25 protein-coding genes and 1 pseudogene are annotated in these 26,993 nt (G+C 71.5%); 16 read left to right on the forward strand and 10 right to left on the reverse strand.

The annotated features are described in order from the left end of the window. Window positions 1–311: 311 nt before the first annotated feature. A complete protein-coding gene (locus ACZ45T_RS29570) occupies window positions 312–1,811 on the reverse strand; it encodes an MFS transporter (RefSeq protein WP_468446583.1) in 1,500 nt (499 codons plus the stop codon). 230 nt (window positions 1,812–2,041) lie between these two features. Beyond that, window positions 2,042–2,977, reverse strand: coding sequence for an aromatase/cyclase (locus ACZ45T_RS29575; protein ID WP_468446585.1), 936 nt, complete (start codon window positions 2,975–2,977; stop codon window positions 2,042–2,044). A gap of 385 nt (window positions 2,978–3,362) precedes the next feature. Between ACZ45T_RS29575 and ACZ45T_RS29580 the strand changes: the two genes are divergently transcribed. Then, complete coding sequence (locus tag ACZ45T_RS29580; RefSeq protein WP_468446587.1) at window positions 3,363–3,995, forward strand: ScbR family autoregulator-binding transcription factor; 633 nt, start codon at window positions 3,363–3,365, stop codon at window positions 3,993–3,995. Window positions 3,996–4,028: 33 nt separating this feature from the next. Here ACZ45T_RS29580 and ACZ45T_RS29585 read toward each other — a convergent pair whose 3' ends face one another. The 4 genes from ACZ45T_RS29585 to ACZ45T_RS29600 form a co-directional block, all read right to left on the reverse strand. Beyond that, window positions 4,029–4,166: a hypothetical protein gene (locus tag ACZ45T_RS29585; protein WP_468446589.1), complete on the reverse strand. Its 138-nt coding sequence runs from the start codon at window positions 4,164–4,166 to the stop codon at window positions 4,029–4,031. 190 nt (window positions 4,167–4,356) lie between these two features. Further along, window positions 4,357–5,178, reverse strand: coding sequence for an AfsR/SARP family transcriptional regulator (locus ACZ45T_RS29590; protein WP_468446591.1), 822 nt, complete (start codon window positions 5,176–5,178; stop codon window positions 4,357–4,359). Between the two features lie 217 nt (window positions 5,179–5,395). After that, window positions 5,396–6,040 (reverse strand): HAD family hydrolase, encoded by a 645-nt coding sequence (locus tag ACZ45T_RS29595; RefSeq protein ID WP_468446593.1) that lies wholly within the window; start codon window positions 6,038–6,040, stop codon window positions 5,396–5,398. Between the two features lie 87 nt (window positions 6,041–6,127). Then, window positions 6,128–6,535 carry a nuclear transport factor 2 family protein gene (locus ACZ45T_RS29600; protein ID WP_468446595.1) on the reverse strand — a complete coding sequence of 136 codons (408 nt, stop codon included), beginning with the start codon at window positions 6,533–6,535 and terminating at the stop codon, window positions 6,128–6,130. 252 nt (window positions 6,536–6,787) lie between these two features. Here ACZ45T_RS29600 and ACZ45T_RS29605 point away from each other — a divergent pair, with 252 nt between their 5' ends. From ACZ45T_RS29605 to ACZ45T_RS29615, 3 genes are all read left to right on the forward strand, one after another. Continuing rightward, window positions 6,788–8,248 carry a multicopper oxidase family protein gene (locus tag ACZ45T_RS29605; protein ID WP_468446597.1) on the forward strand — a complete coding sequence of 487 codons (1,461 nt, stop codon included), beginning with the start codon at window positions 6,788–6,790 and terminating at the stop codon, window positions 8,246–8,248. An 11-nt stretch (window positions 8,249–8,259) separates the two neighbouring features. Beyond that, window positions 8,260–9,723: an MDR family MFS transporter gene (locus ACZ45T_RS29610; RefSeq protein ID WP_468446599.1), complete on the forward strand. Its 1,464-nt coding sequence runs from the start codon at window positions 8,260–8,262 to the stop codon at window positions 9,721–9,723. A gap of 124 nt (window positions 9,724–9,847) precedes the next feature. Then, window positions 9,848–10,531 (forward strand): ScbR family autoregulator-binding transcription factor, encoded by a 684-nt coding sequence (locus ACZ45T_RS29615; protein WP_468446601.1) that lies wholly within the window; start codon window positions 9,848–9,850, stop codon window positions 10,529–10,531. Window positions 10,532–10,599: 68 nt separating this feature from the next. Here the strand turns inward: ACZ45T_RS29615 and ACZ45T_RS29620 are convergent, their stop codons facing one another. Continuing rightward, window positions 10,600–11,367: an SDR family NAD(P)-dependent oxidoreductase gene (locus tag ACZ45T_RS29620; protein ID WP_468446603.1), complete on the reverse strand. Its 768-nt coding sequence runs from the start codon at window positions 11,365–11,367 to the stop codon at window positions 10,600–10,602. Between the two features lie 37 nt (window positions 11,368–11,404). Then, window positions 11,405–12,226 carry a ScbR family autoregulator-binding transcription factor gene (locus tag ACZ45T_RS29625; protein ID WP_468446605.1) on the reverse strand — a complete coding sequence of 274 codons (822 nt, stop codon included), beginning with the start codon at window positions 12,224–12,226 and terminating at the stop codon, window positions 11,405–11,407. Between the two features lie 803 nt (window positions 12,227–13,029). Between ACZ45T_RS29625 and ACZ45T_RS29630 the strand changes: the two genes are divergently transcribed. From ACZ45T_RS29630 to ACZ45T_RS29670, 9 genes are all read left to right on the forward strand, one after another. Further along, the gene (locus tag ACZ45T_RS29630) at window positions 13,030–14,076 is read left to right on the forward strand and encodes a ParB/RepB/Spo0J family partition protein (protein ID WP_468446607.1); all 1,047 of its coding nucleotides are present in this window, start codon (window positions 13,030–13,032) and stop codon (window positions 14,074–14,076) included. Window positions 14,077–14,197: 121 nt separating this feature from the next. After that, window positions 14,198–15,352 (forward strand): inositol-3-phosphate synthase, encoded by a 1,155-nt coding sequence (locus ACZ45T_RS29635; RefSeq protein ID WP_468446609.1) that lies wholly within the window; start codon window positions 14,198–14,200, stop codon window positions 15,350–15,352. After that, on the forward strand, window positions 15,349–16,254 hold the full coding sequence (locus ACZ45T_RS29640; RefSeq protein ID WP_468446611.1) for an SCO3242 family prenyltransferase: 906 nt from the start codon (window positions 15,349–15,351) through the stop codon (window positions 16,252–16,254). The genes ACZ45T_RS29635 and ACZ45T_RS29640 overlap by 4 nt, the downstream gene beginning before the upstream one ends. Further along, window positions 16,251–17,213 carry a sugar phosphate isomerase/epimerase family protein gene (locus ACZ45T_RS29645; protein WP_468446613.1) on the forward strand — a complete coding sequence of 321 codons (963 nt, stop codon included), beginning with the start codon at window positions 16,251–16,253 and terminating at the stop codon, window positions 17,211–17,213. The genes ACZ45T_RS29640 and ACZ45T_RS29645 overlap by 4 nt, the downstream gene beginning before the upstream one ends. After that, window positions 17,207–17,845, forward strand: coding sequence for an EboA domain-containing protein (locus ACZ45T_RS29650; protein ID WP_468446615.1), 639 nt, complete (start codon window positions 17,207–17,209; stop codon window positions 17,843–17,845). The genes ACZ45T_RS29645 and ACZ45T_RS29650 overlap by 7 nt, the downstream gene beginning before the upstream one ends. After that, window positions 17,845–18,693 (forward strand): TatD family hydrolase, encoded by an 849-nt coding sequence (locus ACZ45T_RS29655; protein ID WP_468446617.1) that lies wholly within the window; start codon window positions 17,845–17,847, stop codon window positions 18,691–18,693. The genes ACZ45T_RS29650 and ACZ45T_RS29655 overlap by 1 nt, the downstream gene beginning before the upstream one ends. Window positions 18,694–18,696: 3 nt before the next feature. Beyond that, the gene (gene eboE, locus ACZ45T_RS29660) at window positions 18,697–19,866 is read left to right on the forward strand and encodes a metabolite traffic protein EboE (RefSeq protein ID WP_468446619.1); all 1,170 of its coding nucleotides are present in this window, start codon (window positions 18,697–18,699) and stop codon (window positions 19,864–19,866) included. Next, window positions 19,863–21,248 (forward strand): nucleotide pyrophosphatase/phosphodiesterase family protein, encoded by a 1,386-nt coding sequence (locus ACZ45T_RS29665; RefSeq protein ID WP_468446621.1) that lies wholly within the window; start codon window positions 19,863–19,865, stop codon window positions 21,246–21,248. Before eboE ends, ACZ45T_RS29665 begins: the two co-directional genes overlap by 4 nt. Before the next feature lie 240 nt (window positions 21,249–21,488). Further along, window positions 21,489–22,565: a ScyD/ScyE family protein gene (locus tag ACZ45T_RS29670; protein WP_468446623.1), complete on the forward strand. Its 1,077-nt coding sequence runs from the start codon at window positions 21,489–21,491 to the stop codon at window positions 22,563–22,565. 63 nt (window positions 22,566–22,628) lie between these two features. Here the strand turns inward: ACZ45T_RS29670 and ACZ45T_RS29675 are convergent. Both ACZ45T_RS29675 and ACZ45T_RS29680 read right to left on the reverse strand, forming a co-directional pair. After that, window positions 22,629–22,799, reverse strand: a pseudogene (locus ACZ45T_RS29675) (sigma factor); the annotation flags it as partial. Beyond that, window positions 22,796–23,374, reverse strand: a complete 579-nt coding sequence (locus tag ACZ45T_RS29680; RefSeq protein ID WP_468446625.1) for a carboxymuconolactone decarboxylase family protein — start codon at window positions 23,372–23,374, stop codon at window positions 22,796–22,798. The pseudogene ACZ45T_RS29675 and the gene ACZ45T_RS29680, both read right to left, overlap by 4 nt. A gap of 466 nt (window positions 23,375–23,840) precedes the next feature. On the opposite strand from ACZ45T_RS29680, the gene ACZ45T_RS29685 reads away from it, so the two are divergent. From ACZ45T_RS29685 to ACZ45T_RS29695, 3 genes are all read left to right on the forward strand, one after another. Next, a complete protein-coding gene (locus ACZ45T_RS29685) occupies window positions 23,841–24,755 on the forward strand; it encodes an aromatic prenyltransferase (protein WP_468446626.1) in 915 nt (304 codons plus the stop codon). 119 nt (window positions 24,756–24,874) lie between these two features. Further along, entirely contained in the window at window positions 24,875–25,351 is a 477-nt protein-coding gene (locus ACZ45T_RS29690) for a carboxymuconolactone decarboxylase family protein (protein WP_468446628.1), read from the forward strand. A 130-nt stretch (window positions 25,352–25,481) separates the two neighbouring features. Continuing rightward, window positions 25,482–26,960, forward strand: coding sequence for an FAD-dependent monooxygenase (locus tag ACZ45T_RS29695; protein WP_468446630.1), 1,479 nt, complete (start codon window positions 25,482–25,484; stop codon window positions 26,958–26,960). The last annotated feature ends 33 nt before the right edge of the window (window positions 26,961–26,993 follow it).

The raw sequence follows: 26,993 nt of genomic DNA on the forward strand, positions 1-26,993 counted from the left end.
TGTTCCCGGGCTCGCGCGGGGCCGGGTCGTCAGCGGCGTTCAGAGCGAGGGTGAGGGCCTGATGGCCGTGCCACCCCGCCTTTGCGGGCGAGGAGGACGACCTGCCGGCGGGCCGCCTCCGCGGCTGCCACGGGCGTCCCGCCGGCGGCGGCGAACTGCCGGGCGCGGTCGGCTGGTGCGGAGGGTCGGGTACGCAGACCAGGTGGGCCCCGCCTCGTCGGCGGGCCGGGCCCGGCCCGCCGAGGGGTGGTGACGGTGCCGGAGAGGAGGCCGTGACCGTCGTGGGGTGTGGTGGGTGCTTCCCGGCTCGCTCAGCGGGCGGGCGAACCGCTCGGCTTCGGCGCTGCGGCGCCCGTGCCGGACGCGGCGGACTCGGCGGACTCGGCGGGCCTGCGCAGGGATCCGGGTCCGGCGAGCGCCGCGAGCGTGGCGGCACCGAGGGCGATCGCCGACATGACGAACGTCGTCGTGTACCCGGACTCGGCCGGGATCGTGGTGCCCGGAACGGTCTTGGAGGCCACGATCGACGCGGCGATCTGCGCGCCGAGTGAGCTGCCGATGGTCCGCATGATGGTGTTGATGCCGGTGGCTTCGCCGACCTGTCCCGGGTCCACGGCGGCCACCACGAGGTTGGCCAGGGCGGCGTAGGCCAGGCCCACGCCGATGCCGAGCACGCCGGAGCCGACGTACATCGCCCACTCGCTGTCGTGGCCGCCCGCGTAGATCGCGAAGCCCACCACACCGATCAGGCAGGCGAGCACCAGCGGCAGCTTGAAGCCGATGGCCGCGCCGATCCGGCCGGCCAGCGGGCTGGAGACGAGCATGGTGAGGGCCATCGGCACCATGAAGAGCCCGGACTCGGTGACCGAGGAACCGAATCCGAAGCCCACCTCGGGCGGCGTCTGGGCGAGCAGCGGCACCAGCGTGAACGCGCCGTACATGCCGAACCCGATGATGAGTGCGGTCACATGGGAGGTCGCGACGGCAGGGCGGCGCAGCAGGTCGATGTCGATCAGCGGCTCCTGGACCCGCCGCTCCACCGCCACGAACACCGCGCCGAGCACCACGGCGGCCACGAACAGGCCGATGACGGCCGGTGAGGTCCAGCCCCAGGACTTGCCCTGGCTGATGGGGAGCAGCAGGGCGACGACGGCGCCGCTCAGCAGTGCCCCTCCGGCCCAGTCCACCCGGCCCGGGGAGCGGTGGGCGGACTCCTTGACGAACGCGGCGACCGCGAGGATGCCGAGCACGATCACCGACAGCCCGAGCCAGAAGACCCAGTGCCAGCTCAGCGTGTCCACGATCGGGCCGGGAAGGATGAGTCCGACGCCGAAGCCGATGCCGAACGTCGAGCTGATCAGACCGATGGCGACGGGCACCTGCTTGGGCGGGAACTGCTCGCGCACGATTGCGAAGGCGAGCGGGAAAGCGGCGGAACCGACGCCCTGTACAGCGCGGGCGGCGATGAGCAGTCCCAGGGAGTTCGACACGGCGCAGAGCAGGGTGCCGGCGGCGAACACGCTGAGGCAGGCGATGAGGATCCGGCGCTTGCCGAACATGTCACCCACCCGGCCGAGCAGGGCGGTGGCCACGGAAGCTGTGATCAGGAATGAGCTGAGGACCCAGGAGACGCCGGTCGTGCTGGCGTCGAACTCCCGCTGCAGGTCGGGGAGTACGGGCACGACCATCGTCTGCATCAGCGAGAACGAGAGAACCGCGATCAGCAGTGCGACGAAGGGGGGCGCGACGCCGGGCGGGATCGCTCGGGTGTCCGCTGCCGGTAAGGCGTTCGAGGTCGTGGCATCGGTCATGGCTGGCTCCTTGGGAGTTCGGGCAGGGCGGTCCTGCGGCCGGCACCGAGCGCACGTCAGCCACACGCGGCGTGTCCCGAATTCCCCCACCGACGACATCAGTTCTCAGACGGTCCGCGATCGCGTGACACGCGGAGGCGAGGGCGGCGAGTGGCCGCGCCCGCCCCGCGTCCGCGTCCACGGCGTTCTCCAGGCCCGGTCCCCGGCCTGGAGAACGTATGCCTCCGCGGTCAGCGCCTGCTCTCGGCGTAGGCCTTGGCGTGCTCCAGCGCGGCGCGGCTGTTGGTGCTCAGCGCGTTGTGTACGTACTGCCTGGCGTCGGCCAGGGTCGCCTGCGGGCCCAGGGCCTCGGCTATGCCGTCGGGGTTGAGGACGACCGTCTGCCGCGAGGAGGCGAGCACGCCGTCGCCGTCCTCCTCGAACGCCCAGTGACCGGTGTGCAGGGTCAGCAGTGCGGGCAGCCTGACCGCCTTGTAGGCGATCTTGTGGTTCGGGAAGCACACGCGGTACGACTTGGTGTTGTGGACGCTGCCGTCCTGGACGCGTATGTCCATCTCCAGCGTCTGCAGGCCCGCCGAGTCCTCGACGAGGCGGACCGCGGCGACGTGCGGCAGCCGCTCGCCCCACAGCTGGGCCTCATTGATGAAGTCGTAGACGTCCTTGGCGGAGCCGTCGACGCGCACGGTGTCCTCGATGGAGAACGTCAGGTCGCGGTCGGCATGCGCCTGCTCCAGGCTGCTCTTCAGCGAGGCGAGCTGCGAGCGGGCGTTCTCGTCGACCGCCTGGTCGATCCACTTCAGCGACTCGGGGTCGTCGCCGGCGGCCCGGTAGTCGAACAGCAGCCTGATCCGGGAGCGGTCCTCCTCCAGGGGCTCGATGATGTAGGTGCCGGCCATGGACGCGATGGGCTCGGGGGACACGTCCTGCCGGAAGTCGATGCGCAGGGCCCGCTCATCGAGCGTGCGGCGCGCGGACCAGCTCGCGGCCTGACCGTTGGCAGTCGCCCAGACGCGAATGCGCTCCTCGTCGCCCGTGCGCTCCGTCTGCTCCACGAAGATGGTGGGTGGGAAGATCTGCGGCAGGTTCTCCACGTCGGCCAGGAGCCGGTACGCGTGGGCGGCCGGGGCGGCCACGGTGATCTCGTGCTCAACCTCACGGGTCGTCATGTTTGGCTGTCTCCTTGAGGGTCTGTGCGGTGATCAAGGCGGCGGTGTCGGTGGTCAGGCCCGCGACGTCCTCGGGGGTGCGGTGGCGGTCGAGCGGGATCTCGGCCTGGAACGTGGAGAGGACGGCGGGCTCCCCTCGACTGGCGCGGCTCAGCTAGGTGCCTCAGGATCAGACACAGGAAACTTACAAACCGACGCCGCCGTTTGTCAAAGGGGGCGACCGCCTCACGGCATATTCAGGGGCGAACAGCCGGAGCCGATCCAGGAGTTGGGTCGCAGACGCCGAGCATCTTGTCCCGCTTCACCCCCTCTGGCAATAAAACCGACCTTGCGGTTTACTCATATCGGACTACTCTTCGCCCGCGTCGACCCACCAGGAACCCACATGACCAAGCAGGAGCGAGCCGCCCGCACCCGGTCCCAGCTGATCGCCGCCGCAGCCGACGTGTTCAACCGGAACGGCTTCGTTCGCACCCATCTGATGGCGGTCAGCCAGCAGGCGGGCGTCAGTACCGGCGCGCTCTACTTCCACTTCGAGAACAAGGAGGAGCTCGCCTCGGCGGTGGTGAGCCAGGCCGTCGGCGCCATGCGGTCGGCGGTCCAGGGGGTCCATCGCAGCCGCGCGTGCGCTCTGCAGCAACTGATCGACGCGTCGCACGCGATCGCCGCGCTCCTGCGGTCCGACCGTGTGGTCAAGGCCGGCGTGCTGCTGAACCAGGAGGGCCACGGGCGCGGCCCCGATCTGCGTCAGGAGTGGCACGCCCACATACAGCGGCTTCTCGCGGAAGCGGCGCGGGAGAACATGCTCGCCCCTGACGTGTCACGGCAGAGCGCCGCCGGCGCGATCACGGCGTCGACCGTGGGATTCGAGGTGCTCGGGCGCGAGGACTTCGAGTGGCTGTCCCGGCACGCCGTCGCCGCCTTCTGGGGATTTCACCTTCCCGCTCTCGCCGCCGGCACGGCGCTGCACCGGCTGGAGGCGGCAGGCACCGACGTGGAGCTGCCGGAAAAGCGGTAGCGGCGGGCGGCTCACCGTCCGCGCCGGTGCGTCCTAGTCGATGCCGCGAACGATGTGCGGCTCTTCGGGCCCGGCGTCGGTGTCCTCGTCGACGCCGGCGAGCAGCAGCGGCGGCGCCCAGGGCGGAATGTGACGGAACGGCCTGCCGTACTCCTGCGCGGCCTCGTCCACCGACTTCTCCCTTCGCCGGGACCACTTCCATGGGCCTCGGAAGCTTTCCCGTACGGTGGCGGAGCGAGCTGGACGATCACTTGAAACTCTCTGGACCGGCGCCTGGACGACGGCCGCGGCGGGATAATCGCAAGAGAAGTCGGGGCGGCGGGGCAGGGAAATCGTTGCGGATGATCGGCCCGTCGGAATCTCAGGCCGCGTAGAGATCGAAGGTGGAGGTGCGCCGTGGTCCGGCGGCGACGTCCAGCTTGGGGTCGACGGCCAGCATGGCCTGGTGCAGGCGCCGCACCTGCGGCGAGGGCTCGACGCCCAGCTCCTCTATGAGACGTGTCCGCAGCCTGCGGTAGACGTCCAGGGCCCCGGCCTGTCGGCCCGAGCGGTACAGGGCGACCATGGCCTGCGAGTGCAGCCCCTCGTGCTGCGGGTGGCGTGCCGTCAGCTCGGTGAGCTCGGAGATGAGTTCGGAGTGCCGGCCGAGCCGCAGGTCGGCGTCGATGCGCCGCTCGACGGTGCCCAGGCGGCTCTCCTCCAGGCGCAGCACCTCGATCTCCAGGACCGGCCCGACGCGTACGTCGACGAGTGCGGGTCCGCGCCACAGGTCGAGGGCCCGTCGGAAGCAGGCCGATGACATCTCGTCGTCGCCGTCCTCGAAGGCGCCGCGCCCCTCGGCGACCAGCCGTTCGTACTGGTAGACGTCGACGGATTCGGGCGGGATCTGCAGCAGGTAACCGTCGTGGCGGGTCACGAGCACGTCCTTGGCGGCGCCGGGGACATCGGGGCCCATGGCGGTGCCGAGGCGTCGGCGCAGCTGGAGGATGTAGGTCTGCAGGGTGGTGCGGGCGCTCTGAGGGGGCTCGGCCCCCCAGAGTTCTTCCATCAGCGTGTGGACGGGCACGACCCGTCCCGGGCGGAGCGCGAGCAGGGAGAGGATCTGCCGCGGCTTGGCCGCGTTCGGGACGATCGCTCCCCCGTTGACTTCGGCGCACAGTGATCCCAGCACCTGAATCTCCACGAATACCCCCATACATCGCGAGTTCATCTTCGGCGGTTCTGATCGCCGCAGCGAGCACAGTAGCGAAAATCGCGCGCGCTCCCGATTTTCTCCAGTCGCGCTTTAGGGGATTTCCATTGCTGCTTGGGGCGGGGGAATGCCGGCACGGTGGATCCCGAACTCGTGGAAAGGAATGGAATCCGATGGTCCGGCCTTTTTTGCGCGGTGGAGAATACCCCTAGAGGTCTCCGGCGGCCGCCTCGGCGTCGACGGTCCGCAGCAACGCCTCGTCGATCTCCCTCAGCGTGCCGACGATGTGCCGGACACCGGCCTTCTCCATCATCTGCCGCTGGTAGCCCTGCCCGGATTCGCCGGGGTGCCCGATGAAGGCCGTCCCGAGTTCCCGCGCCGTCTCCGCCACGCGCGCCACGTCGTCGATGAAGAGGACCTGGTCGTAGCGGAGCCCGAAGAGGTCGGTGATTTCCCGGATGCCGGGGCGGAAGTCGTTGGTGCACACGTAGCCGGGTTCGTCGAAGCAGTCGGCGTACTCACCGAGATGGCGGGTGAAGTGCGACCGCTCGAGCCCTCCGTAGCAGACCGTGCGCACGTCCAGTGAACGCAGTGTCGCCAGCAGCTCGGCCGCACCGTCGAGCAGGTGCACCGGATGCCGGTGCACGTACTCCTCCCGCTCGGCGAAGTAGTCCTTCAGTAACTGCTCGGCGGTGCCTCCCAGTTCGTCCGCGGCCCGCCGGGCGGCGACGAGTTGTGGCTGCGACAGCAGTTCACGCTCGAAGCGGGCGCTGTAGGTGCCTCCGCGGGACTCGACGAGGCGACGCATGACAGGGCTGAAACTGTCGTTGAGCAGCACGCCGTCTATGTTCACCGCGACCAGGCTCAGGTGTGAAAGCTGACGGGGCAAGGTGTCTCCCGGGTGAGTCGGTGAGCGGGCCGCCGCCGACAGTACCGGTACTCATGCGCCGTCGACATCGATCCGGCGGTCCCTGACCAGGAGTTCGCGCCCGGCCCCGGTGCCCCGTACCAGGGTGTCCGTGCAGGTGCAGACCTGGTGCACCCGCGACCGGCCGCTCGCGCTGGTGGCGTACACGATCGTGTTCGCGCGCACGTGCAGGATCCCGCCGGGGCGTTCCTCGATCTCGAACATGCCGGTCATGTGGCGGCGTTGTTCCCCGGCGGCGGCGATCGCTGCCGTCGCCGCGCGGGCCCCCGCGATCAGCCCGGCGCGGCCGCGCATCGGTTCCGGGCGGGTGGACAGCCGGCAGAGGGCGTCCTCGGTGAAGGTGGCCGCCCACCCCTCGGCGTCCCCCTCGTCCAGGCGCCGCATCTGGCGGGCGTAGAACGCCGCCACCTCCGCGTACATCGTTTCTCCGTTCCGTGTGCCGAAGTGCCGTGCCGCCGCAGCTGGTTGTTGTGTACGGACCTGCTGCTGCGGCGCTCACAGGGTCCGCCGCGCCGCCCGCGGCCGGGTCGAGCGGCTGTCGAGTGCGCCCCGCGGCGATCCCGCCTTCGTCGCTGCGGGGACGCGGCGCGGGCCGAGCGCGAGCGAAGCCCGAGTTCCGCGTGCTGATCTGTTCTCGCACAGCTCGCTTCGTATGCAGCAGGAGGATCGATCATGGCTACCCGTCGCCGAGTGCTTGGTGCAGGACTGTCCGTCGTGGGCGCCGGGCTCACCGGGGTCTCGCTCCTGCCCGCCCTGAACGCGCAGGGAGCCACCACAGCGTCCGCTTCCGGCGCGCAGGCCGCCGGCGCGGCGGTGCAGTTGTTCGCCGTGCCGATGCCCCTGGTACCGGTCCTCGCACCGGTGTACACGGCCGGGGGCGTGGACACGTACAAGATGACCATGCGCACGGTGACCAAGGAGATTCTGCCCGGCATCCAGACCGAACTGCGCACCTACAACGGCCAGTTCCCCGGTCCGACCATCAAGGCCCGCAGGAACCGGCCCGTCGTCATCCGTCAGCGCAACGAACTGGACGTGGACACCTCCGTGCACCTGCACGGGGCCTCGGTGCCGCCGAGCGACGACGGCTCCCCGATGGACACCATCGCGCCGGGCGCCGGGCGCCTGTACGTGTACCCCAACAGGCAGTCGCACGCCTCGCTCTGGTACCACGACCACGCCCACCACGTGGAGGCCGAGAACGTGTACCGCGGCATGCACGGCAGCTATCTGCTCACCGACGACGAGGAAGAGGCGCTGCCGCTGCCCAAGGGCGAGTACGACGTCCTGGTCGCGATCCGTGACGCGCACTTCGACACCGCTACCGGCGCGCTCATCTACCAGATGAGCGACCGGGCCCGCACCACCCTCCTGGTGAACGGGGCGCCGTACCCGTACTTCGAGGTCGCCGCCCGCTCCTACCGGCTGCGTTTCGCGAACCACTCCAACCAGCGTTTCTTCGAACTGCGGCTGGCGGACGACGGCGACATGGTGCAGATCGCCTCCGACGGCGGGCTGCTCCCGCGCCCGCACACCACCAAGGCGCTCTACCTGACCTCCGGTGAACGGGCCGATGTGGTCATCGACTTCTCTCGCTACCCCGTCGGTACCAAGCTCGTCCTGAAGAACACCGGCTTCGGGGCGGTCGAGGACGTCAGCCAGGTGATGCGCTTCGACGTGGTGCGCACCGCTGCGGACGACAGCTCGGTGCCGGACGTCCTGCGGACGCTGCCGCCGCTGCCCGAGCCCGCCGCCGAGCGCACCGTCGTGCTGCGCATGGACGAGGACGGCCGCCTGAATCCGAAGGCGTACATGGACGAGAAGCTGTACGACCCCGCGCGCGTCGACGCGCACATACGCTCCGGCGCCAGCGAGATCTGGACCGTCACCAACGCCAACACGAAGGCGCCGCACAACTTCCATATGCACCTGGTGCAGTTCCGGGTCCTGGAGCGGGGCGGAGCGGCGCCCGGGCCCGCCGAGGCGGGCCTGAAGGACACCGTGCGGCTGCTGCCCGGCGAGACGGTCAAGCTGCAGGCCACCTTCGACGCCTACCGGGGCGAGTACGTCTACCACTGCCACATGCTCGACCACTCGGCCATGGGCATGATGGCGACGATGAAGATCAGCTGAGTACGGCAGCGATGGCGGCCGCCTTGCGGGGTTCAGCGGGCGCGCTCGTCCGGGCACGAGCGGGGCGCGAACAGCGGCGCGGCGTACGTTTGTTGCTGGTCCCGCTCCTGCTCGTGATGCTCCTGTCCCAGCTCGACAACGTGATCGTGGGAACGGCCATGCCCACGGTCGTCGGTGAACTCGGCGGCCAGGAGCACATGTCGTGGGTGGTCACCGCCTACACCCTGGCCACGGCGGCATCCACGCCGATCTGGGGCAAGCTCGGCGACATGTACGGCCGCAAGGGCATCTTCATGACCGCGGTCGCGATCTTCCTGGCCGGGTCGGCGCTGTGCGGCACGGCCCAGGACATGGGCCAGTTGATCGCCTTCCGCGGGGTGCAGGGCCTGGGGGCCGGCGGCCTGATTTCCGGCGTCGTCGCGATCATCGGCGAGCTCGTGCCGCCCCGCGGCCAGGGCCGCTATCAGGGCCTGGTGGCCGCCGTCGTGGGCACCGCCATGATCGGCGGCCCGCTGGCCGGCGGAGCCGTGACCGACCACATCGGCTGGCGCTGGGCGTTCTATGTCAACCTGCCGCTCGGCGCCCTCGCCCTCGCCATGATCGGCGCCCTGCTGCACCTGCCCGGGCGGCGTTCCACGGCACGGGCCGACTACCTCGGCGCGGCGCTGCTCATGGCCGGGATCACCACGGTCGTCCTGGTCACCGCCTGGGGCGGCACGGAGTACGCCTGGGACTCGGCGACCGTCCTGGCGCTCGCCGCCACCGGCGTGGTCTGCCTGGCCGCCTTCGCCGTCCGGCAGACCCGCGCCGCCGAGCCGATCGTGCCGCCGCGCCTCTTCCGCGACCGGAACTACCCGCTGATGGCGCTGATCGGCTTCCTCACCGGCTTCGTCCTGTTCGGCGCGGTCCTCTTCCTGCCGCTCTACCAGCAGGCCGTGCACGGTGCGTCGGCCACCGCCTCCGGTCTGCTGCTCCTGCCGATGCCCGTCGCGATGACCGCCGTCGGCGTGGTGGCCGGGCGGGTCATCACCGCCACGGGGCACTACAAGATCTTCCTCGTGGCCGGCGGGGCGCTCCTGCTCGTCGGCATGTCTCTGCTCTCCCGGATGGGCACCGCCACCTCCCGGTTCGAGGCGGCCCTGTGCGTCGCCGTGCTCGGCGCGGGGCTGGGCTGTCTGCTCCAGACCGTGATGCTGGTTTCGCAGAACAGCGCCGGGCGGAAGGACATCGGTGTCGCCTCCGCCGGTGTGACCCTCTTTCGCATGCTGGGCAGTTCCGTCGGCGTCGCCGTCATGGGCAACCTGTTCAACGGCCGCGTCCAGGAGGTGACGGCCGGGCACCTGCCCGGCGGCGAGGCGCACCGGTTGGCCACGGCCGAGGGCATGCACGCGGCGTTCCTGGCCGGCGCGGCGGCGGGGGCGGTGATGCTCGCCGCGAGCCTGCTCGTCAAGGAAGTCGCGCTGCGTCGCTCTTAGCCCGGGGGTCTGGACTGGGGAAACGGCCCGTGGCACGTGGGTGTGTAAGGTACCCTCTAGACGGTTTCTTTTTCATTCGTCCGCCGCTTACTGGACACGGGCACTGAGCACAAGGGGTGGTCTCGTGGCGCGACAAGAACGGGCAGTTCGGACCCGCCGCGCCGTGCTGGAGGCTGCAGCGCAGATTTTCGCGGAGTGCGGTTACTCGGCGGCGACGGTGTCGGACATCCTCAAGGTCGCCGGTATGACCAAGGGCGCCCTGTACTTCCACTTCGACTCCAAGGAAGCCCTTGCGCGAGGGGTCATCGAGGCGCAGGTCGAGCAGTCCCTTCCGCCCCAGGAGCTCAAGGTCCAGGAGTGGGTGGACCAGGGCATGTTGCTCGCGTACCAGCTGCCGCGCGACCCGGTGGTGCGCGCCGGCGCCGTGCTCTCGTCCGACCCTCTGGGCCGGGAACACTACGGCAGCGCCTGGCCCGCCCTGATCGAGCGCTCGGCGCGGACGCTCGCGGAGGCGAAGGAGCGCGGTGAGATCCTCGGCCACATCGTCCCGCTGCAGACCGCCGAGCTTCTGGCCAGTACGTTCCACGGCGTCCAGCTCTTCTCCCAGCTCGAGACCGGCCTGGTGGACGTCGAGCGCCGGATCGCCTTGCTCTACGCGCACTTGATGCCGACGATCGCCATCCCCGCCGTCCTGGCCCGTCTGGACCTCGCTGCCGACCGCGGCGCGCGGCTGTACGCGCAGATGGAGGCGGCGCGGACGGAGGCGGAGGACGCGGAGCGGCCCGCGCCCGTCGGCGCGGCCGGCTGAACCGGCGGGCTGGCCCGCCGGGCCGCTGGGCTCACGGACGGCCCTCCGTGTACGACTGCGGCAGGCCGTCACCAGGTGGTGCGCCCGCCGTCCACGGGCAAGGTGGCTCCGGTGACGAACGAGGCGGCGTCGCTGCACAACCAGGCGGCCGCCTCGGCGACTTCCTCCGGTGCGGCCATGCGGTTCTGCGGTGCGGACGCCATGCTCTTGGCCTCCTGCCCGGGGACCCGGGCGAACCAGTCCTCGACCATCTCCGACCGGGTCAGGCCCGGGGCTATCGCGTTGACGCGGATGCCGTCGGCCGCGTACTCGACCGCGGCCGCCTTGGTCAGGCCGATCACGGCGTGCTTGGCCGCGATGTAGGGCGCCGGCACGGAGCTCGCCACCAGGCCGGCCACGCTGCTGGTGTTCACGATCGAGCCGCCGCCTTCGATCATCGCTCTGATCTCGTGGCGCAGGCAGTTCCACACACCGCGCACATTGGTGTCCATGACCAGGTCGTACGCCTTGTCCTCGAGGAGGTGCAGAGGGGCCACGTCTCCCCCGGCACCCGCGTTGTTGAATGCCACGTCGAGGCGCCCGTACGTCTCCACCGCGTGGGAGACGGCCCGTTCCACGTCGGCGGAGAGCTGGACGTCGCCCGCGCAGTACGAGGCGTGCGCGCCGTCCGCGCGCAGTTCGGCCGAGAGCTGCGCGAGGCGGTCCTCGCGCCGGGCGACCAGGACCACCCGGGCCCCTTCGCGTGCGAACACCCGGGCCGCCGCGGCGCCGATGCCGCTGCTCGCACCGGTGATCAGGGCGACCTTCCCCTCGAGCGAGCCTTGGCCCTGCGTCATTCTGCGCGATCTCCTTGCTCTGGCGGCGTATTTCGCTTCAGGTGCCCGTCTCGGTGCTGCTGTGTCCCGAAGCGTAGCCTTCCTGTTCGATGTCCGAGGGTGAATCCTTGGCGCCGGACAACTGCCTGCCGCCGCAGGTGAGTTGGTAGGTCACGTCGTTGAACTGCGGTGCCGCCGAGGGTCTCGGGCGGGCGGCTGCCGGCGGGGCCTGGGGGCGTTGGCGGGCAAGGAGTCCGGCGTGCGCCGAGCCGGTGCCGGCCGGGTTGAGCTCGGCGGCCGTCTGCGGGTCGGCCACCGAGGGCAGCAGTGCCTTCCAGAAGCTGGTGAGGGTCTGGTCGGTCAGCCACTCCCTGTCGGTGCGGCTCAGTACCGCGAGGCCGACCGTCGTGGCCACCACGACGTTCACGACGCCGTTCTGCGACACCCCCGGCGCGAGCGAGTTCTCGTCCGCGGCCCGGGCCACGAGCCCGTGCACGTAGGTCTGCCACTCCTGGCGGAGGTCGACGCGGGCGCGCTGCCCCGCTTCGCAGCTCAGCATGAATCCGGCCCGCACCACCACGTCCCAGAGCAGCAGCTGGACCAGTCGGTGCGAGAGGTCGGTCAGGTCCTGCAGAGCGCTCGCTTCCCCCGGCGGCAGACTGTCCACCGCGTGGCGCAGGGCGCGGGCGGCGGCGCTCTCGACGGCGCCGGCCACTTCGGCCTTCGTGTCGAAGTGGAAGTGCAGAGCGCCACGGCTGACCCCGGCACCCGAACTGATCTCGTTCAGGCTGGCCTTCTCGTAGCCGTGCCGCTCGAACAGCTCGGCCGCCGAGCGGATGAGTGCGTTCTGGGTACGGGCGGCCCGTTCCTGTTGGCTCACTGTTGGCTCTCCCGCTCCTGAGGGGGTTTCCTCATACATATAAAACCAGCTTGCCGGTTTTGCAACCAGGGCTGACGCGGATCGGCTGGGCCGGCGACGGGATGCGGCTCGTTCCGCCCACGGGGCGCGGGCACCGAGAAGGTCGGCCCGACTCGACAGGTCGACCGCGCGGGAAGCCCGGAGCCGCGCCGACCCGTTGGCCGGAATTGAAGGTTCTGGGCCGCCCGGCCGACACGGAAAGATCCGCCGGCACCCGCCCCCAGGGGCACAAGAAAACAGTCTCACCGGTTTGATAATGAGCTACGCTGAGGCAGGTCACGCCCCCAAGGAGCCATGATCATCCTCGCCCACCCTCCCCCGGATCCGGCCCGCGCCCCTCCCCGCAGAGAACCCGACTCCCCTGGACGGCAGGTGGCATCTCCCCAGGTGGGAAAGGCAACAAGGTTCATCTGTAAGGCTGTTGGGGCCGCTTGAGCTGCGACTGCGCCCGGCTGGAGCCGCGCTCGAGGCCGTATGCATCCGGACTTGACGGAGGCCCCGAAGGGCCGTTTCGCCGCTCGGACGGCCAGCCGAAGGTTTACAAAAAAACCGGCTGTACGGTACTCTCCTCGTGGATTTACGGCACGTAGGGCTCCGGCGACGGAGCACAAGCGTCCAGCCACCACGCGGCGAATCCCCAGCCCCCGCTTCCCGCCGCGGACGGGTCATGAGGGCTCGCGGCCGGCCGACGCCACTCAATGGACCCGTATCCGGAAGACCTTCCACGTGTGCGCCAACAGAGGATTGCTGTCAGGAGGGGCGAGTTGTCTCTGGCCGAAGAGTTGACGTACCCGACCGTCGATATCGACGAGATGGAGCTGTCGGCCATCCGGATCGAATCGCAGCCGCTCACCCGCGTACGGATCGACTCGCTCGTCCTGTCCGACTCCCCCCGTCTGGACGCGGAGGACCCGGACCACGTGCGGGTGCTCGCCGAGGCCGGGGACCGTCTGCCCCCCATCACCGTGCACCGGCCCACCCTGCGCGTCATCGACGGCGTGCACCGGATCCGCGCGGCCCTGCTCAACGGACGTACCGAGATCACCGCGAGGCTGCTGGACTGCGATCCGGCCGACGCCTTCGTCTTATCGGTCAAGGCCAACATCACCCACGGCCTGCCGCTCTCCCGCGCCGACCGCGCCTGCGCGGCGGCCCGCATCGTCCTGACCCACCCGCAGTGGTCGGACAGCGCGGTCGCCGCCGCCACCGGGGTCTCCGACAAGACCGTCTCCCGCATCCGCGCGCAGTCATCGGCCGCGGACGCCGCGCAGTCCGGCACCCGGATCGGCCGGGACGGCCGGGTGCGCCCCCTCGACAGCGCGCAGCGCCGCCGCCACGCCGCCGCGATCTTCCTCGAACAGCCCGACGCCGGTCTGCGCGAGGTCGCCCGTGCCACCGGGCTCTCCCCCGCCACGGTGCGCGATGTACGCCAGCGCATCCAGCGCGGCGAGGACCCCGTCCCTGGCCGCTACCGCACCACCCGCGACGGCCAGCGCGCCGCGAGCGCCCCCGCCGCTGCCGTGCCGGTCCGGCCGCGTCCGCCGGCCCCGGCCCGTGTGGTGCGCGGTGCGGGCGTGGTGGACCGGCAGAAGCTGCTCGCCAAGCTCAGCGAGGACCCCTCGCTGCGGCACACCGAAGCCGGCCGGCGCGCCCTGCGCTGGCTGCACCACTACTCCGTCGACGGCGACAGTGTCGAGACCCTCGGGCGCGGGCTGCCCCGTCACTGGGCCCCCGAGGTCGCCGACCTCGCCCGCAGCTGCGCGGCGGCCTGGAGCGAGCTGGCCGCGCAGCTCCAACAGCGTGCCGAATAAGGCCCCTCGGGCCGGCGCACGCGACCGCGGGACGGCGTCGGCGACCGGCCCGGTCCCGGGCCGCCGCCGCACCCGGGCACTCCCCCGCTTGTCAGAACCGACGCACTTCAGGAGGTCTTCCGTGTCCAAACATGCCGAGACGACCGGTTCCCGTACCGGCCCCGAGGGCGGGGCCGGCACGGGTGTGTGGTTCATCGGGGCCCGCGGCTCCGTCGCCACGACCGCGGTCGCCGGGTGCGCCGCCCTCGCCGCCGGGCTGTGCCCGCCGACGGGCGTGGTCACCGAGACCGGGCCTTTCGCGGCCGCCGCTCTGCCCGCCCTGTCCTCCTTCGTCTTCGGCGGTCACGACACCGTCGACTGGCCGCTGCCCAAACGCGCCGAGGCCCTCACCGAGCAGGGCGTCCTGCCGCACGGGCTCGTCCGGGCCGTGCACGGTGAACTGGCCGCCGCCGACCGGGAGATCCGCGCCGGCGGACCGTCGGCCGGTGACACCCGCACCGACGAGGAGCTGATAGCGGCCTTCGCCGCCGACATCGACGACTTCACGCGGCGCACCGGCGTCGCCCGGACCGTCGTGGTGAACGTGGCCTCCACCGAGCCCGCGCCGGCCGAGGGCGCCTCCCGGCTGCCCGCCAGCTCGCTGTACGCGGCGGCCGCCCTGCGCGCGGGCTGCGCGTACGTGAACTTCACCCCGTCGACCGGGATACGTCATCCGGCCCTCGCCGAAACGGCCCGGTCCGCCGGGGTGCCGTACGCGGGCCGGGACGGCAAGACGGGGCAGACCCTGCTGCGGGCGGTGCTCGCGCCCATGTTCCGCCAGCGGGCGCTGGACGTACGGGCCTGGTCGGGCACCAATCTGCTCGGCGGGGGCGACGGGGCGGCGCTCGCCGACTCCGCGGCCGCCGCGGCGAAGAACGCGGGCAAGAACCGGGTCCTCGAGGACACCCTGGGGGCGCTGCCCGAGGGCGAGGTGCACATCGACGACGTGCCCGCGCTCGGCGAGTGGAAGACCGCCTGGGACCACGTCGCCTTCGAGGGCTTCCTCGGGTCTCGGATGATCCTGCAGACCATCTGGCAGGGCTGCGACTCGGCCCTCGCCGCGCCGCTGGTGCTCGACCTGGCGCGGCTCGCCGCCCGCGCCCATCAGGCGGGGATCACCGGGAGCCTGCCGGAGCTCGGCTTCTACTTCAAGGACCCGGACGGCGCCTCCTCGGCGCTCGCCGAGCAGTACGAGGCCCTCCTCGGCTTCGCCGCGCGGCTGGCGGAGGTCCGGTGAGCAGTCCCCGCGACTGGGCCGAACTCCTGCGTGTCTCGGCCCTGTTCACCGTCCCGGGCGACGCGCTCGCCGGGGCCGCGGCGAGCGGGCTGCGCCCGGGCGCCCGCACTGCGCTCGCCGTCGGTGCCTCCCTGTGCCTGTACGAGGCGGGCATGGCGCTCAACGACTGGGCGGATCGGGATGAGGATGCCGCCGAGCGTCCGCGCCGCCCCCTCCCCTCGGGCCGGATCGCCCCCGCGCAGGCGCTGGCGGCGGCGGCCGGGCTGACCGCGGCCGGGGTCGGCCTCGCGCTCGCCGCGGGCCGGCCCGCCGCCCTCACCGCCACCGCGCTCGCCGGGACCGTCTGGGCGTACGACCTACGGCTCAAGCACACCGCCGCGGGCCCGGCCGCGATGGCGGCGGCCCGCGGCCTCGACCTGCTGCTCGGAGCGGTGGCGAGCGCCCACTGCCCTGCGAGCGGCGTGAGTTCCGGCCAGGCGGTGCGCCGGGCCCTGCTGCCCGCCGCCGCGCTCGGCGCCCACACCTACGCCGTCACCGCCGTCTCCCGCGCCGAGACCCGGGGCGGTGCGCCGGGCAGGTCGCTGGCCGCGCTCGGGGCGACGGCCGTGATCGGCGCGCTGGCCGGTGCCTGGCCGGGTCGGCGCGCGATCGACTCGCCCCGCGCGTTCGCCCGTACCGCGCTGGCCGGCGCCTATGTGGCGACGGCCGCGCGGCCGTTCCTGCACGCCGCGCTCAACCCGTCGCCGCCGCTGACCCAGCGGGCCGTCGGCGGCGGCATCCGCGCCATGATCCCGCTCCAGGCGGCCCTCACGGCGCGCTCGGGACGGCTCGCCCCCGCGGCGGTGCTGACCGGGCTGGTTCCGGTGGCCCGCCGGCTGGCCCGGAAGGTGAGCCCGACATGAGTCTGCGCCTGGGCTACGGCACCAACGGCCTGACCGATCTACGGCTCGACGACGCCCTCGGCGTGCTGGCCGAGCTCGGCTACGACGGCGTCGGTCTGACTCTTGATCACATGCACCTCGACCCGCTCGGCCCGGGCCTCTTCGGCCGGGCCGCCCGGGTCGCGGACCGGCTGGACGCGCTCGGCCTCGGCGTCACCGTCGAGACCGGCGCCCGGTACGTCCTCGATCCCCGGCGCAAGCACGGGCCGACCCTGCTCGACCCGGAGCCCCAGGGGCGGGCGGCGCGGACCGCGCTCCTGGTCACCGCGGTGCGGGTGGCCGCGGATCTGGGCGCCCACGCGGTGCACTGTTTCAGCGGTGTCCGGCCCGAGAGCGTGGATGAGGACACCGCCTGGGAGCTGCTCGTCGACTCGCTCGGCCCGGTCCTCGACGCGGCCGAGGCGTCCGGCGTCCCGCTGGCCGTCGAACCCGAGCCCGGTCACCTCCTCGCATCGCTCGCCGACTTCCACCGGCTGCGGGCCCGGTTCGGCGACCATCCGCTGCTCGGGCTCACCCTCGACATCGGGCACTGCCAGTGCCTGGAGCCGATGCCGCCGGCCGACTGCGTCACCGCCGCGGCGCCCTGGCTGCGGCACGTGCAGATCGAGGACATGCGGCGCGGTGTGCACGAGCACCTGCCCTTCGGGGACGGCGAGATCGACTTCCCGCCGGTGCTCGCCGCGCTCGACGCCACCGGTTACCAGGGCCTGACCGTGGTCGAGCTGCCGCGCCACTCGCACGCGGGACCGGAACTCGCCCGGTCCTCCATGGAGTTCCTGCGCGCACAGCTTGCCGGGGTCGGGGCGAACCGGCCCCCGGCCGCCGTGTCCCCGCTGGTGGGCGGTGCTCCGGGACCGCGTACCTCCGCGCGTCGAAGCCGTCTGTCCCGCGCCGTCCCGTCAAGGAAGCCCGCATGCTGATCACTCGCGAGGAACTGCTCGCCCGCCTCACTGCCGAGAGTGCCGCCTGGCTGGACTTGGCGCTCGCCGAGGCGCACGACGCCGCGCGCACCGCCCCGCACGCCCCGCACGCCCCGGACGCTCCGCCGGGCAGGGGCGCGGCGCGGTGGGAGCTGCGGTTCGCGGCGGCCGGCCGGGAGTGCGGCCTGCCTGATGCGGCCGAGGCGGCCCGGGTGCTCCTGCTGCACACGGCCCGCCCCGGCGCGGCCGCCGTGGCCCGGCTCTACGAGCGGGGCACCGGCGCCGAACGCCGCGCCGTGCTGCTGGCCCTGCCGCATCTCCCGCTCGCCCCGGACCAGGGAGTGCCGCTGATCGAGGACGCGCTGCGCACGAACGACACCCGGCTCGTGGCCGCGGCCGTCGGGGCGTACGCCGCCGCGCACCTGGATGCCCACGCCTGGCGTCACGCGGTCCTGAAGTGCCTGTTCGCCGGGGTGCCTGTGGCCGCCGTGGCCGATCTCGCGGACCGGGCCCGCGGCGACGGCGAACTCGCGCGCATGCTGCGGGACTTCGCCGGGGAGCGCACCGCCGCCGGGCGGCCCGTCCCGGACGACCTGAGCCACGTACTCGCCCTGACGGCCAAGGGAGCCTGATGCGTATCTTCGACCCCCACATCCACATGACCTCGCGCACCACCGACGACTACCAGGCGATGTACGGGGCCGGGGTGCGCGCGCTGGTCGAGCCCGCCTTCTGGCTGGGGCAGCCGCGCACCTCGCCGGAGAGCTTCTTCGACTACTTCGACGCGCTGCTCGGCTGGGAGCCGTTCCGGGCCGCTCAGTACGGGATCGCGCACCACTGCACCCTCGCCCTCAACCCCAAGGAGGCGAACGATCCGCGGTGTGTGCCGGTCCTCGAGGAGCTGCCGCGCTATCTGGTCAAGGACGGTGTGGTCGCGGTCGGCGAGATCGGCTACGACTCGATGACGCCGGCCGAGGACACCGCCCTGGCCGCGCAGCTCGAACTCGCCGCCGAGCACGGGCTGCCCGCCCTGGTGCACACCCCGCACCGCGACAAGCTCGTGGGCCTGCGCCGCACCCTGGACGTGGTGGCCGAGTCGAAGCTGTCCGTCGACCGGGTCCTGGTCGACCATCTCAACGAGACCACCGTCAAGGAGGCCAAGGACGCGGGGAGTTGGCTCGGCTTCTCCGTCTATCCCGACACCAAGATGGACGAACACCGCATGGTCGCCGTCCTGCGGGAGTACGGGCCCGAGCGGGTCCTGGTCAACTCGGCCGCGGACTGGGGAAAGAGCGACCCGCTCAAGACCCGCAAGGTCGGCGAGGCGATGCTCGCCGCGGGCTTCGGCGAGGACGAGGTGGACCGGGTGCTGTGGCGCAACCCCGTCGCGTTCTACGGGCTGAGCGGCCGGCTCGCCTTGGAGCCCGCCAAGCCCCGGACGCTGCACGAGGGCAACTCCATACTGCGCGGGGGCGAATGAGCCGTGCGTTTCCAGCACCCCGACGGCTCGACCGTGCACCTCGCGTACTGCACCAACGTCCACCCGGCCGAGACCCTCGACGGTGTCGTCGCCCAGCTCGCCGCCCACTGCGAGCCGGTCCGCCGCCGTCTGGGCACCGAGCGCCTGGGGATCGGACTGTGGCTGGCCCGCGACGCGGTCCGCGCCCTGGGAGCCGACCCCGCCGCGCTGCGCCGGCTCCGTGGCGAACTGGACCGGCGCGGCCTGGAGGTCGTCACCCTCAACGGCTTCCCCTACCGGGGCTTCGGCGCCCAGGTGGTCAAGTACCGGGTCTACCGGCCCGACTGGACCGACCCGGAGCGCCTGGAGTACACGAGTGACCTGGCCCGGCTGCTCGCGCGGCTGCTGCCGCCGGACGTCACCGAGGGCACCATCTCCACCCTTCCGCTGGCCTGGCGCACCGGCTTCGACGAGGCCGCGGCCGCGGCGGCGCACGCGGCCCTGAGCGAACTGGCATGCCGCCTGGACCGGTTGGAGTCCGAAACCGGCCGCTCGATCCGGATCGCCCTGGAGCCGGAACCCGGCTGCGCGGTGGAGACCACCGCGGACGCGCTCGCCCCGCTCGCCGCCCTGCCCGGCCACCGCATCGGCCTGTGCCTGGACACCTGCCACCTCGCGACGAGTTTCGAGGAGCCGGCGGCGGCGCTGGCCGGCCTGGCGCGGGCGGGCATCGAGGTGGCCAAGGTGCAGCTCTCCGCAGCCCTGCACGCCGGCAACCCGCGTGATCCGGCGGTCCGTTCGGCGCTCGCCGCCTTCGACGAGCCGCGCTTCCTGCACCAGACCCGGGCCAGGGCGGACGGGGCGCTGTACGGCACCGACGACCTCGGGCAGGCGCTGGCGGGGGACGCGCTGCCGGACACCGTGCCCTGGCGCGCGCACTTCCACGTACCGCTGCACGCCCCGCCGGCGCCGCCGCTGTGTTCCACCCTCAACGTGCTGGGCGAGACGCTGGCCGTGCTGGTCGGGGGCGCCGCGGCGCGCAGCCGTCACTTCGAGGTCGAGACGTACACCTGGCAGGCCCTGCCGGCCGCGGTGCGGCCGGCCACCGACGCACAGCTCGCCGACGGGATCGCCGCCGAACTCGCCTTCGCCCGCGATCTGTTGACTGGACTCGGACTCAAGGAGCAGCAGTGACGAAGACCCGCCCGACGCCCCTGCTCGTCCTGGACGTGGTGGGCCTGACCCCCGCGCTCCTGGAGCGCATGCCGCGTCTGAAGGCTCTGGGCGCCGGCGGTTCGCGCGCCGGGCTCGGCACGGTGCTGCCCGCCGTCACCTGCGCCGCCCAGTCCACGTTCCTGACCGGCACGCTGCCCGCCGAGCACGGCATCGTCGGCAACGGCTGGTACTTCCGCGAACTGGGCGAGGTCCTGCTGTGGCGCCAGCACAACGGGCTCGTCGGGGGCGACAAGCTCTGGGACGCCGCCCGTCGCCTGCACCCCGGCTACACGGTCGCCAACGTCTGCTGGTGGTACGCGATGGGCGCGGACACCGACTTCACCGTCACCCCGCGCCCGGTCTACTACGCCGACGGCCGCAAGGAGCCCGACTGCTACACCCGGCCGCCCGGCCTGCACGACGAACTCCACGCCGAGCTGGGCACGTTCCCGCTGTTCAGTTTCTGGGGGCCGACCGCCGACCTGGTGTCCAGCAAGTGGATCATCGATGCGACCCGGTATCTCAACCGCACCCGGCGCCCGGACCTGACGCTGTGTTATGTGCCGCATCTCGACTACGACCTCCAGCGCTTCGGCCCCGAGGACCCGCGCTCGCTGAAGGCCGCCGCCGACCTCGACGCGGCGCTCGTCCCCCTGCTCGACGAGGCCGAGGCCGAGGGGCGCACCGTGGTGGTCCTCTCGGAGTACGGCATCACCAAGGTCAGCCGGCCCGTCGACATCAACCGGGCGCTGCGCCGCGCCGGTTACCTGGAGGTGCACACCCAGGACGGCATGGAGTACCTGGACACCATGGCTTCGCGCGCCTTCGCGGTCGCCGACCACCAGATCGCGCACGTGTACGTGCGCCGGCCCGAGGACCTGGCCGGGGTGCGGGAGGTCCTGGAGGGTCTCGCCGGGGTCGGTGAACTCCTCGGCGACGCGGGCAAGAAGGAGTACGGCCTGGACCACCCGCGCTCCGGGGAGCTCGTCGCCGTCGCCGAGCCGGACGCCTGGTTCACGTACTACTACTGGCTCGAGGACGCCCGGGCCCCCGACTTCGCGCAGCTCGTCGAGATCCACCGCAAGCCCGGCTACGACCCCGCCGAGCTGTTCATGGACCCGCTCGACCCGTATGTGAAGGTCAAGGCGGCCGGCGCGCTGGCCCGCAAGAAGCTCGGCATGCGCTACCGGATGGCCGTGGTCCCTCTCGACCCGGCGCCGGTGCGCGGCAGCCACGGCAGGCTCCCCGAGCGTCCGCAGGACGGCCCGGTGCTGCTCTGCTCGCGGCCCGGCGAAGTCGCGGGCACTCTCGCCGCGACCGAGGTGAAGTCGCTGTTGCTGCGGCTGGCGGGGATCGGCTGACAGGGCATATCGAAGCGTATCCGGTCCCCCGTCTTCAAGTGGGTGGGAAGGTCCTTCCCGGAATTCGCCAACTGCCTTTTGGCGGCGAATGCGCAGGGGGGTTCACGGCTGCCGGGTGAGCCGGTGCACAACTGCGGAATTTCCGATGTTGCACACTGCATTCGGGCCAATTCCTGCGTCTACGGTGATGCAGGTTTGATTCGCTCCTGACTGCGGGGGCGTGCCAAGTTGAGGAGAGACATGTCCAGAGCAACAAAGTCTTGGGCGGGGGCCTTCCTGGCAACGGCAGTCGTGGGCGGCCTCACGGTGATGGCGATACCCAGCCAGAGCCAGGCCGCGACCCAGGACGCGTCAGCAGCCACGGTCATCGCTTCCGGTCTGAAGAACCCGCGTGACGTCGCGATCCAGCCCGACGGCTCGATCCTGGTCGCGGAGTCCGGCAGTGGTCCGGCCACCGCCTGCACGGAGCCGGGCTCCCAGTGCCTCGGTTTCACCGGCTCCATCTACCGGGTGAAGGGCTCCCTCAAGGGCCGTGTCGTCACCGGTCTGCCGTCCAAGATGATCGTCCGCGCCGACGGCAGCAACGTGATCGCGGGGGCGAACCACGTCGAGTGCGCCGGCAGCGGCACCTACCGGGTGACCTACAGCCTGAGCGGCACCGCCGCGACCCGTACGGCGCTCGGCACGGGCGCCGAGCCGCTCGGCACGCTCGCCATCGCCAAGGGCAAGATCCTCGGCGACCTGACCACGCACGAGAGCAACCTCAACCCCGACGGCAGCCAGGTCCTGTCCAACCCGCAGCGGTCGGTCAAGGTCGGTGACGACTTCCTGGTCACCGACGCCGCCGGCAACACCCTGCTGCGGGTCAGCCCGGACGGCACCGTCAAGACGGAGTTCGTCTTCCCGAAGAACGGGGACGCCGAGGCGGTGCCGACCGGCATCGTGAAGGGCGCGGACGGCGCGTACTACATCTCCGACATGAGCGGCATCCGCAAGGGCCTCGGCCGTATCTGGCGCTGGGTGCCGGGCAGCGACCCGACCGTCTTCACCACCGGTCTGACGGGTGTCATCGACCTCGCCGTGCAGCCCGACGGCCACCTGGTCGCCCTGTCGTACGCCACGGGCGACACGGTGAGCCAGCCCGACACCGGTGCGCTGACCCGGATCGACAAGACCACGGGTGCCCTCACGCCGATCAGCACCGGCACCACGCTGAACCTGCCCACGGGCCTGGACATCGCTTCCAACGGTGACATCTACGTCACCAACAACACGCTGACCACCAGCGGCCAGCTCCTGAAGCTCCCGGCTTCCTGACCCGGTCGGCCCGCGTCGCCTGCACCACGGATTCCCCGCATCCGTGGTGCAGGCCCGCTGCGTTTCGCGGCTGCGCGGCAACGTCCGCAGCCGGTTGCGGGCTTGCCGCGTGGCGATCCGGACGAGGTGGGCCCGCAGGTCTCGTACGGGCGGGCGGTCGACGTCCGCCCATCGCAGCCAGGACTCCTGCAGGACGTCCTCGCTGCGATGGACGACGAACGGATCGTCGATCACACGGTCGGGCGCGACCCGGCGTTCGTGGGGCGCGCGGCCAGCGGAATCTCGCACGCCTCGGAGAAGCCCTGGGACTGGATCCCGAGCGCGTTGTTGTTCCTGGTCGCCAGGTTGGCGAAGGCGATGAACGCGGTGAGTTCGACCAGTGCTGCCGAGCCGAGCACCTCGAGCAGCCGCGCGGACAGCTCGTCGGTGACGGTCGGCGGCGTGTTGGTCATGGCCTCGGCGTACTCCAGGACGTCGCGCTCCAGCGGCGTGAACACGTCCGTCTCCCGCCAGTTCGGCACCTGGCTCGCCTTGGCCAGGTCCAGGTTCTGGTTCAGCGCCTGGAAGTAGTTGATGTCCAGGCACCAGTTGCAGCCGACCTGGGCGGCGACGGCCATGTGCGCGAACGTCTTGAGGCTCTCGTCGACCGCGTCCCACTCGTTCGCCTTGCTCCCGAGCTCCAGGGTGGACTCGGCCACCTTGGGGTTGTGCCACGCCACCGCGACGGGCTCGGGCACGACGCCGAACGTCTTGATGAGGTTTTCCGTGAGCTCGTCGGAGAGCTCTGCCTTGGGAACGCGCAGTGCCATGGTGTTCTCCCTCTGTGTTGTGCGTGGTTGGGCTCCGGCATGAAGACACCGCCGGGTCCGCGCACGTGACAGCCGATGGTGCCGCGGACGCCGGCAACGGCTCGATTGTTCGTGGAGGCAGCTTGAGGCCTGGTCGAGGCGGGGACGACCTCGTCACGTGACCCACCTCACTTTGTGGCGCCCTTGGCGGGGCGACGGCACGCATGTCACTCTTCCAGCACGCCAACCCTGCCCAAAACGTGTTGTGGGCAGTCGAGTTGAGAGCCGCAGCCCCGGGCGGTCCGCCGTCCGCCCCTTCGCCGGCGGCGACGAAGGCCGGCTTCGAAGACGCCTCGTTCCCTTCGCACCGCGCGCCCCTTCCTGCGCTGCGTCAACGCGCCCTATGTCCTGCGTCATGCGTCATGCGTCCCATGTGAGCCGAAGCCTGCTGCGAAACAGGAAATGTCAGGCACTTGGAGGAGGAGAAATGTCTGGAGCCACCGCGGTCGACGAGGTGTACTCGGCCATCGAGGAGTCGGCTCGGCTGCTGGGGGTGCCCTGCTCACGCGAGAGGATCGGGCCGATCCTGACCGCGTACGGGAAGGGGCTCGCGGACGCCGGGATGGTGCTGAGCGTGGCGACCGGCGGGGACCCCACGGACGACCTCGACTACACCATCACCGTGCCGGTCGGCGGGCCCGACCCCTACGCCGTCGCGCTGGCCGAGGGCTTCGTCACGGCGCCGGAGCACCCCGTCGCGGGCCTGCTCGACGACCTCAAGGCGCGCGTCCCGATCAGCGAGTACTTCATCGACGGCGGCATCGTCAGCGGCTTCAGCAAGGTCTACGCGCACTTCCCGGGCGACCCGCTGACCGTGGCGCAGCTCGTGGCCATCCCCTCCATGCCGCCGTCGCTGGCCGACAACGCGGAGCTGTTCGCCCGCCACCACTTGGACAACGTGGCGATGATCGGGATCAACTACCAGAGCCGGAAGGTCAATCTGTACTTCGCCCACCTGCCCGACGCCTTCCGCACCGAGGACAACATCCAGTCGCTCAACCGTGAACTGGGCCTGTCGGAACCGCAGGGGCGGGCGCTGGAGTTCGCGCAGCGGTCCTTCCGGTCCTACGTCACCCTCGGCTGGGAGTCCTCGCGGATCGAGAAGATCTGCTACGCGCCGGCGCCGGTCCGCAACTGGGATCCGTCGCTGCTTCCCGTTCCCCTCGACCCGCGGATCGAGAAGTTCGTACGGAACACGCGGTGCACGTATTCCGACCGTCCGTTCGTCATCGCGGCGCTGAAGTGGTCCCCGGACGGGCAGCACCTGAATCTCGGTCCGTACATCCGGCTCTCGCCCCTGCTGCGGAATCTGCTGCACGAAGTCACCGGCGAAAAGGTGTGACCTCAGCAGCCCCGCAAAGGGCTGTGACGGGCATCACATCAGGCGACCTCACACTTTCCGGGGCTGCGTCGTCGGAAAGGTGAAGCGGTAACCACCACCCCACTTTTGAGGAGTGTCTTATGTCTGTGCGTGTGAATCTTTTCGGCAGTGAAATCGCCGGCAAGGCCATGAAGGGCATCAACACGGCGAGCCTGGCCGTCATCAACAGCGGTCTGCTGCCGAAGGTGACGATCGATCTGGTGCTGCTGCGGGTGAGCCAGATCAACGGCTGTGGCTTCTGCACCGACATCCACAGCAAGGACCTGGCGCACGCCGGAGAGAGCGCGACGCGGGTCAACCTGGTCCCGGTCTGGCGCGAGGCCACCGTCTTCACCGAGGCCGAGCGGGCCGCCCTTGAGGTCGCCGAGCAGGGCACCCGGATCACCGACGGCGCCGGCGGTGTGCCGGAGGACGTGTGGACGAACGCCTCCAAGCACTACAACGAGGAGCAGCTGGCCGCGCTGACCTGCCTGGTCGCGCTGATCAACGCCAGCAACCGGCTCGGTGTCATCGGCGGGATCCCGGGCGGCAACTACACGCCCGGCCAGCACGGCTGAGCCCACCCGCCGGCGCCATCGGCACCAGCACCACGATGCCCCGGGCACCGCACGTCGGAGCCCGGGGCATCGTGCTGCGCCCCTATGCACGTCGCACCGAGAACGTGACAGACATGAGGAAAGGATTGACATGGCCAGGAAGCTGGATGCGGACGTCATCGTCGTCGGAGGCGGTCCTACCGGTCTGATGTTGGCCGGGGAACTGCGTCTGGGCGGGGCGAGCGTCGTCGTGGCCGAGGCGCTGGAGCAGCCCAGCGGTGAGTCGCGCGCGCTCGGTTTCACCACGCGTGCCCTGGAATCGTTCGACCAGCGCGGTCTCGTCGAGCGTTTCCCCGGCCTGGAGACCAGCCCGTTCGGGCACTTCGGCGGTATCCCGTTCGACTACACCGTGCTCGAGGACGCGAACTTCGGGGCCCGGGGCATCCCGCAGTCCCAGACCGAGGCGGTCCTGGAGGAGTGGGCCGGTGCGCTCGGCGCCGATCTGCGCCGCGGCCGCACGTTCCTGTCCCTGGAGCAGGACGAGGACGGCGTCACGGTCACCGTGGCCACCCCCGACGGCGGGCAGGAGGAGCTGCGCGGCCGGTACCTGGTGGGTACCGACGGCGCGCGCAGCGCGGTGCGCAAGGCCGCGGGCATCGACTTCCCCGGCACGTCCGGGAGCCAGGTCATGCACCTGGCCGACGTGGTCGGCTGCGGGGTGCGGCCGCGCCCGCACGGCGAGCGGCTGCCCGGCGGTCTGGTGCAGGTCTTCCAGCTGCCCGGCGGGGTGGACCGCATCATCCTGTCCGAGTACGACACCTCGCTCCTGGGCGCCGGTGAGGGCGTCGAGTTCGCCGATGTCGCCGCGGCGTGGAAGCGGGTGACCGGCGAGGACATCTCCGGTGGCACCGCGCAGTGGGTCAGCTCCTTCACCGACGCCACCCGGCAGGCCGCCGAGTACCGCAAGGGCCGCGTGCTGCTGGCCGGGGACGCCGCGCACATCCACCTGCCGGTGGGCGGTCAGGGCATGAGCGCCGGTGTGCAGGACGCGGTCAACCTGGGCTGGAAACTCGCCGCCACCGTCCGGGGCCGGGCGCCCGAGGGACTGCTGGACACGTACCACGCGGAGCGCCACCCGGTGGGCGCGCGGTTGCTGTCGAACACCCGCGCCCAGGGGCAGGCCATCTTCGGTGGCGAGGAGTCGCAGGCGCTGCGCGAGCTGTTCGCCGAGCTGATCGCTCTCGACGAGGTCAAGCGGCAGTGGGCGGGCGCGGTCAGCCACATCGACATCCGCTACGACATCGACGCCGGCGGCCACCCGCTCGTCGGCCGCCGGCTGCCGCCGCGCACGCTGGACACCGCGAGCGGCCCGGTCCGCACGCCCGAGCTGCTGCACCCGGCGCAGGGCGTGCTGCTCGACCTCGCCGACAGCTCCGCGGTGCGGGCCGTCGCGGCCGGCTGGAAGGACCGGGTCTCCACCGTCACCGGCACGCCGCCGTCGGCGGACACCTTCGGTGGCGCCACCGCCCTGCTGGTGCGCCCCGACGGTTACGTCGCCTGGGCGGGCAGCGATGCCGAGGGCCTGGCGCAGGCTCTGCGGCGCTGGTTCGGCGCCGCCGACGCGGCCTGACCCGAACCCGCCCGACCGGCAAGGCGACGGTCC

Source organism: Streptomyces sp. NPDC030995 (assembly GCF_055571215.1).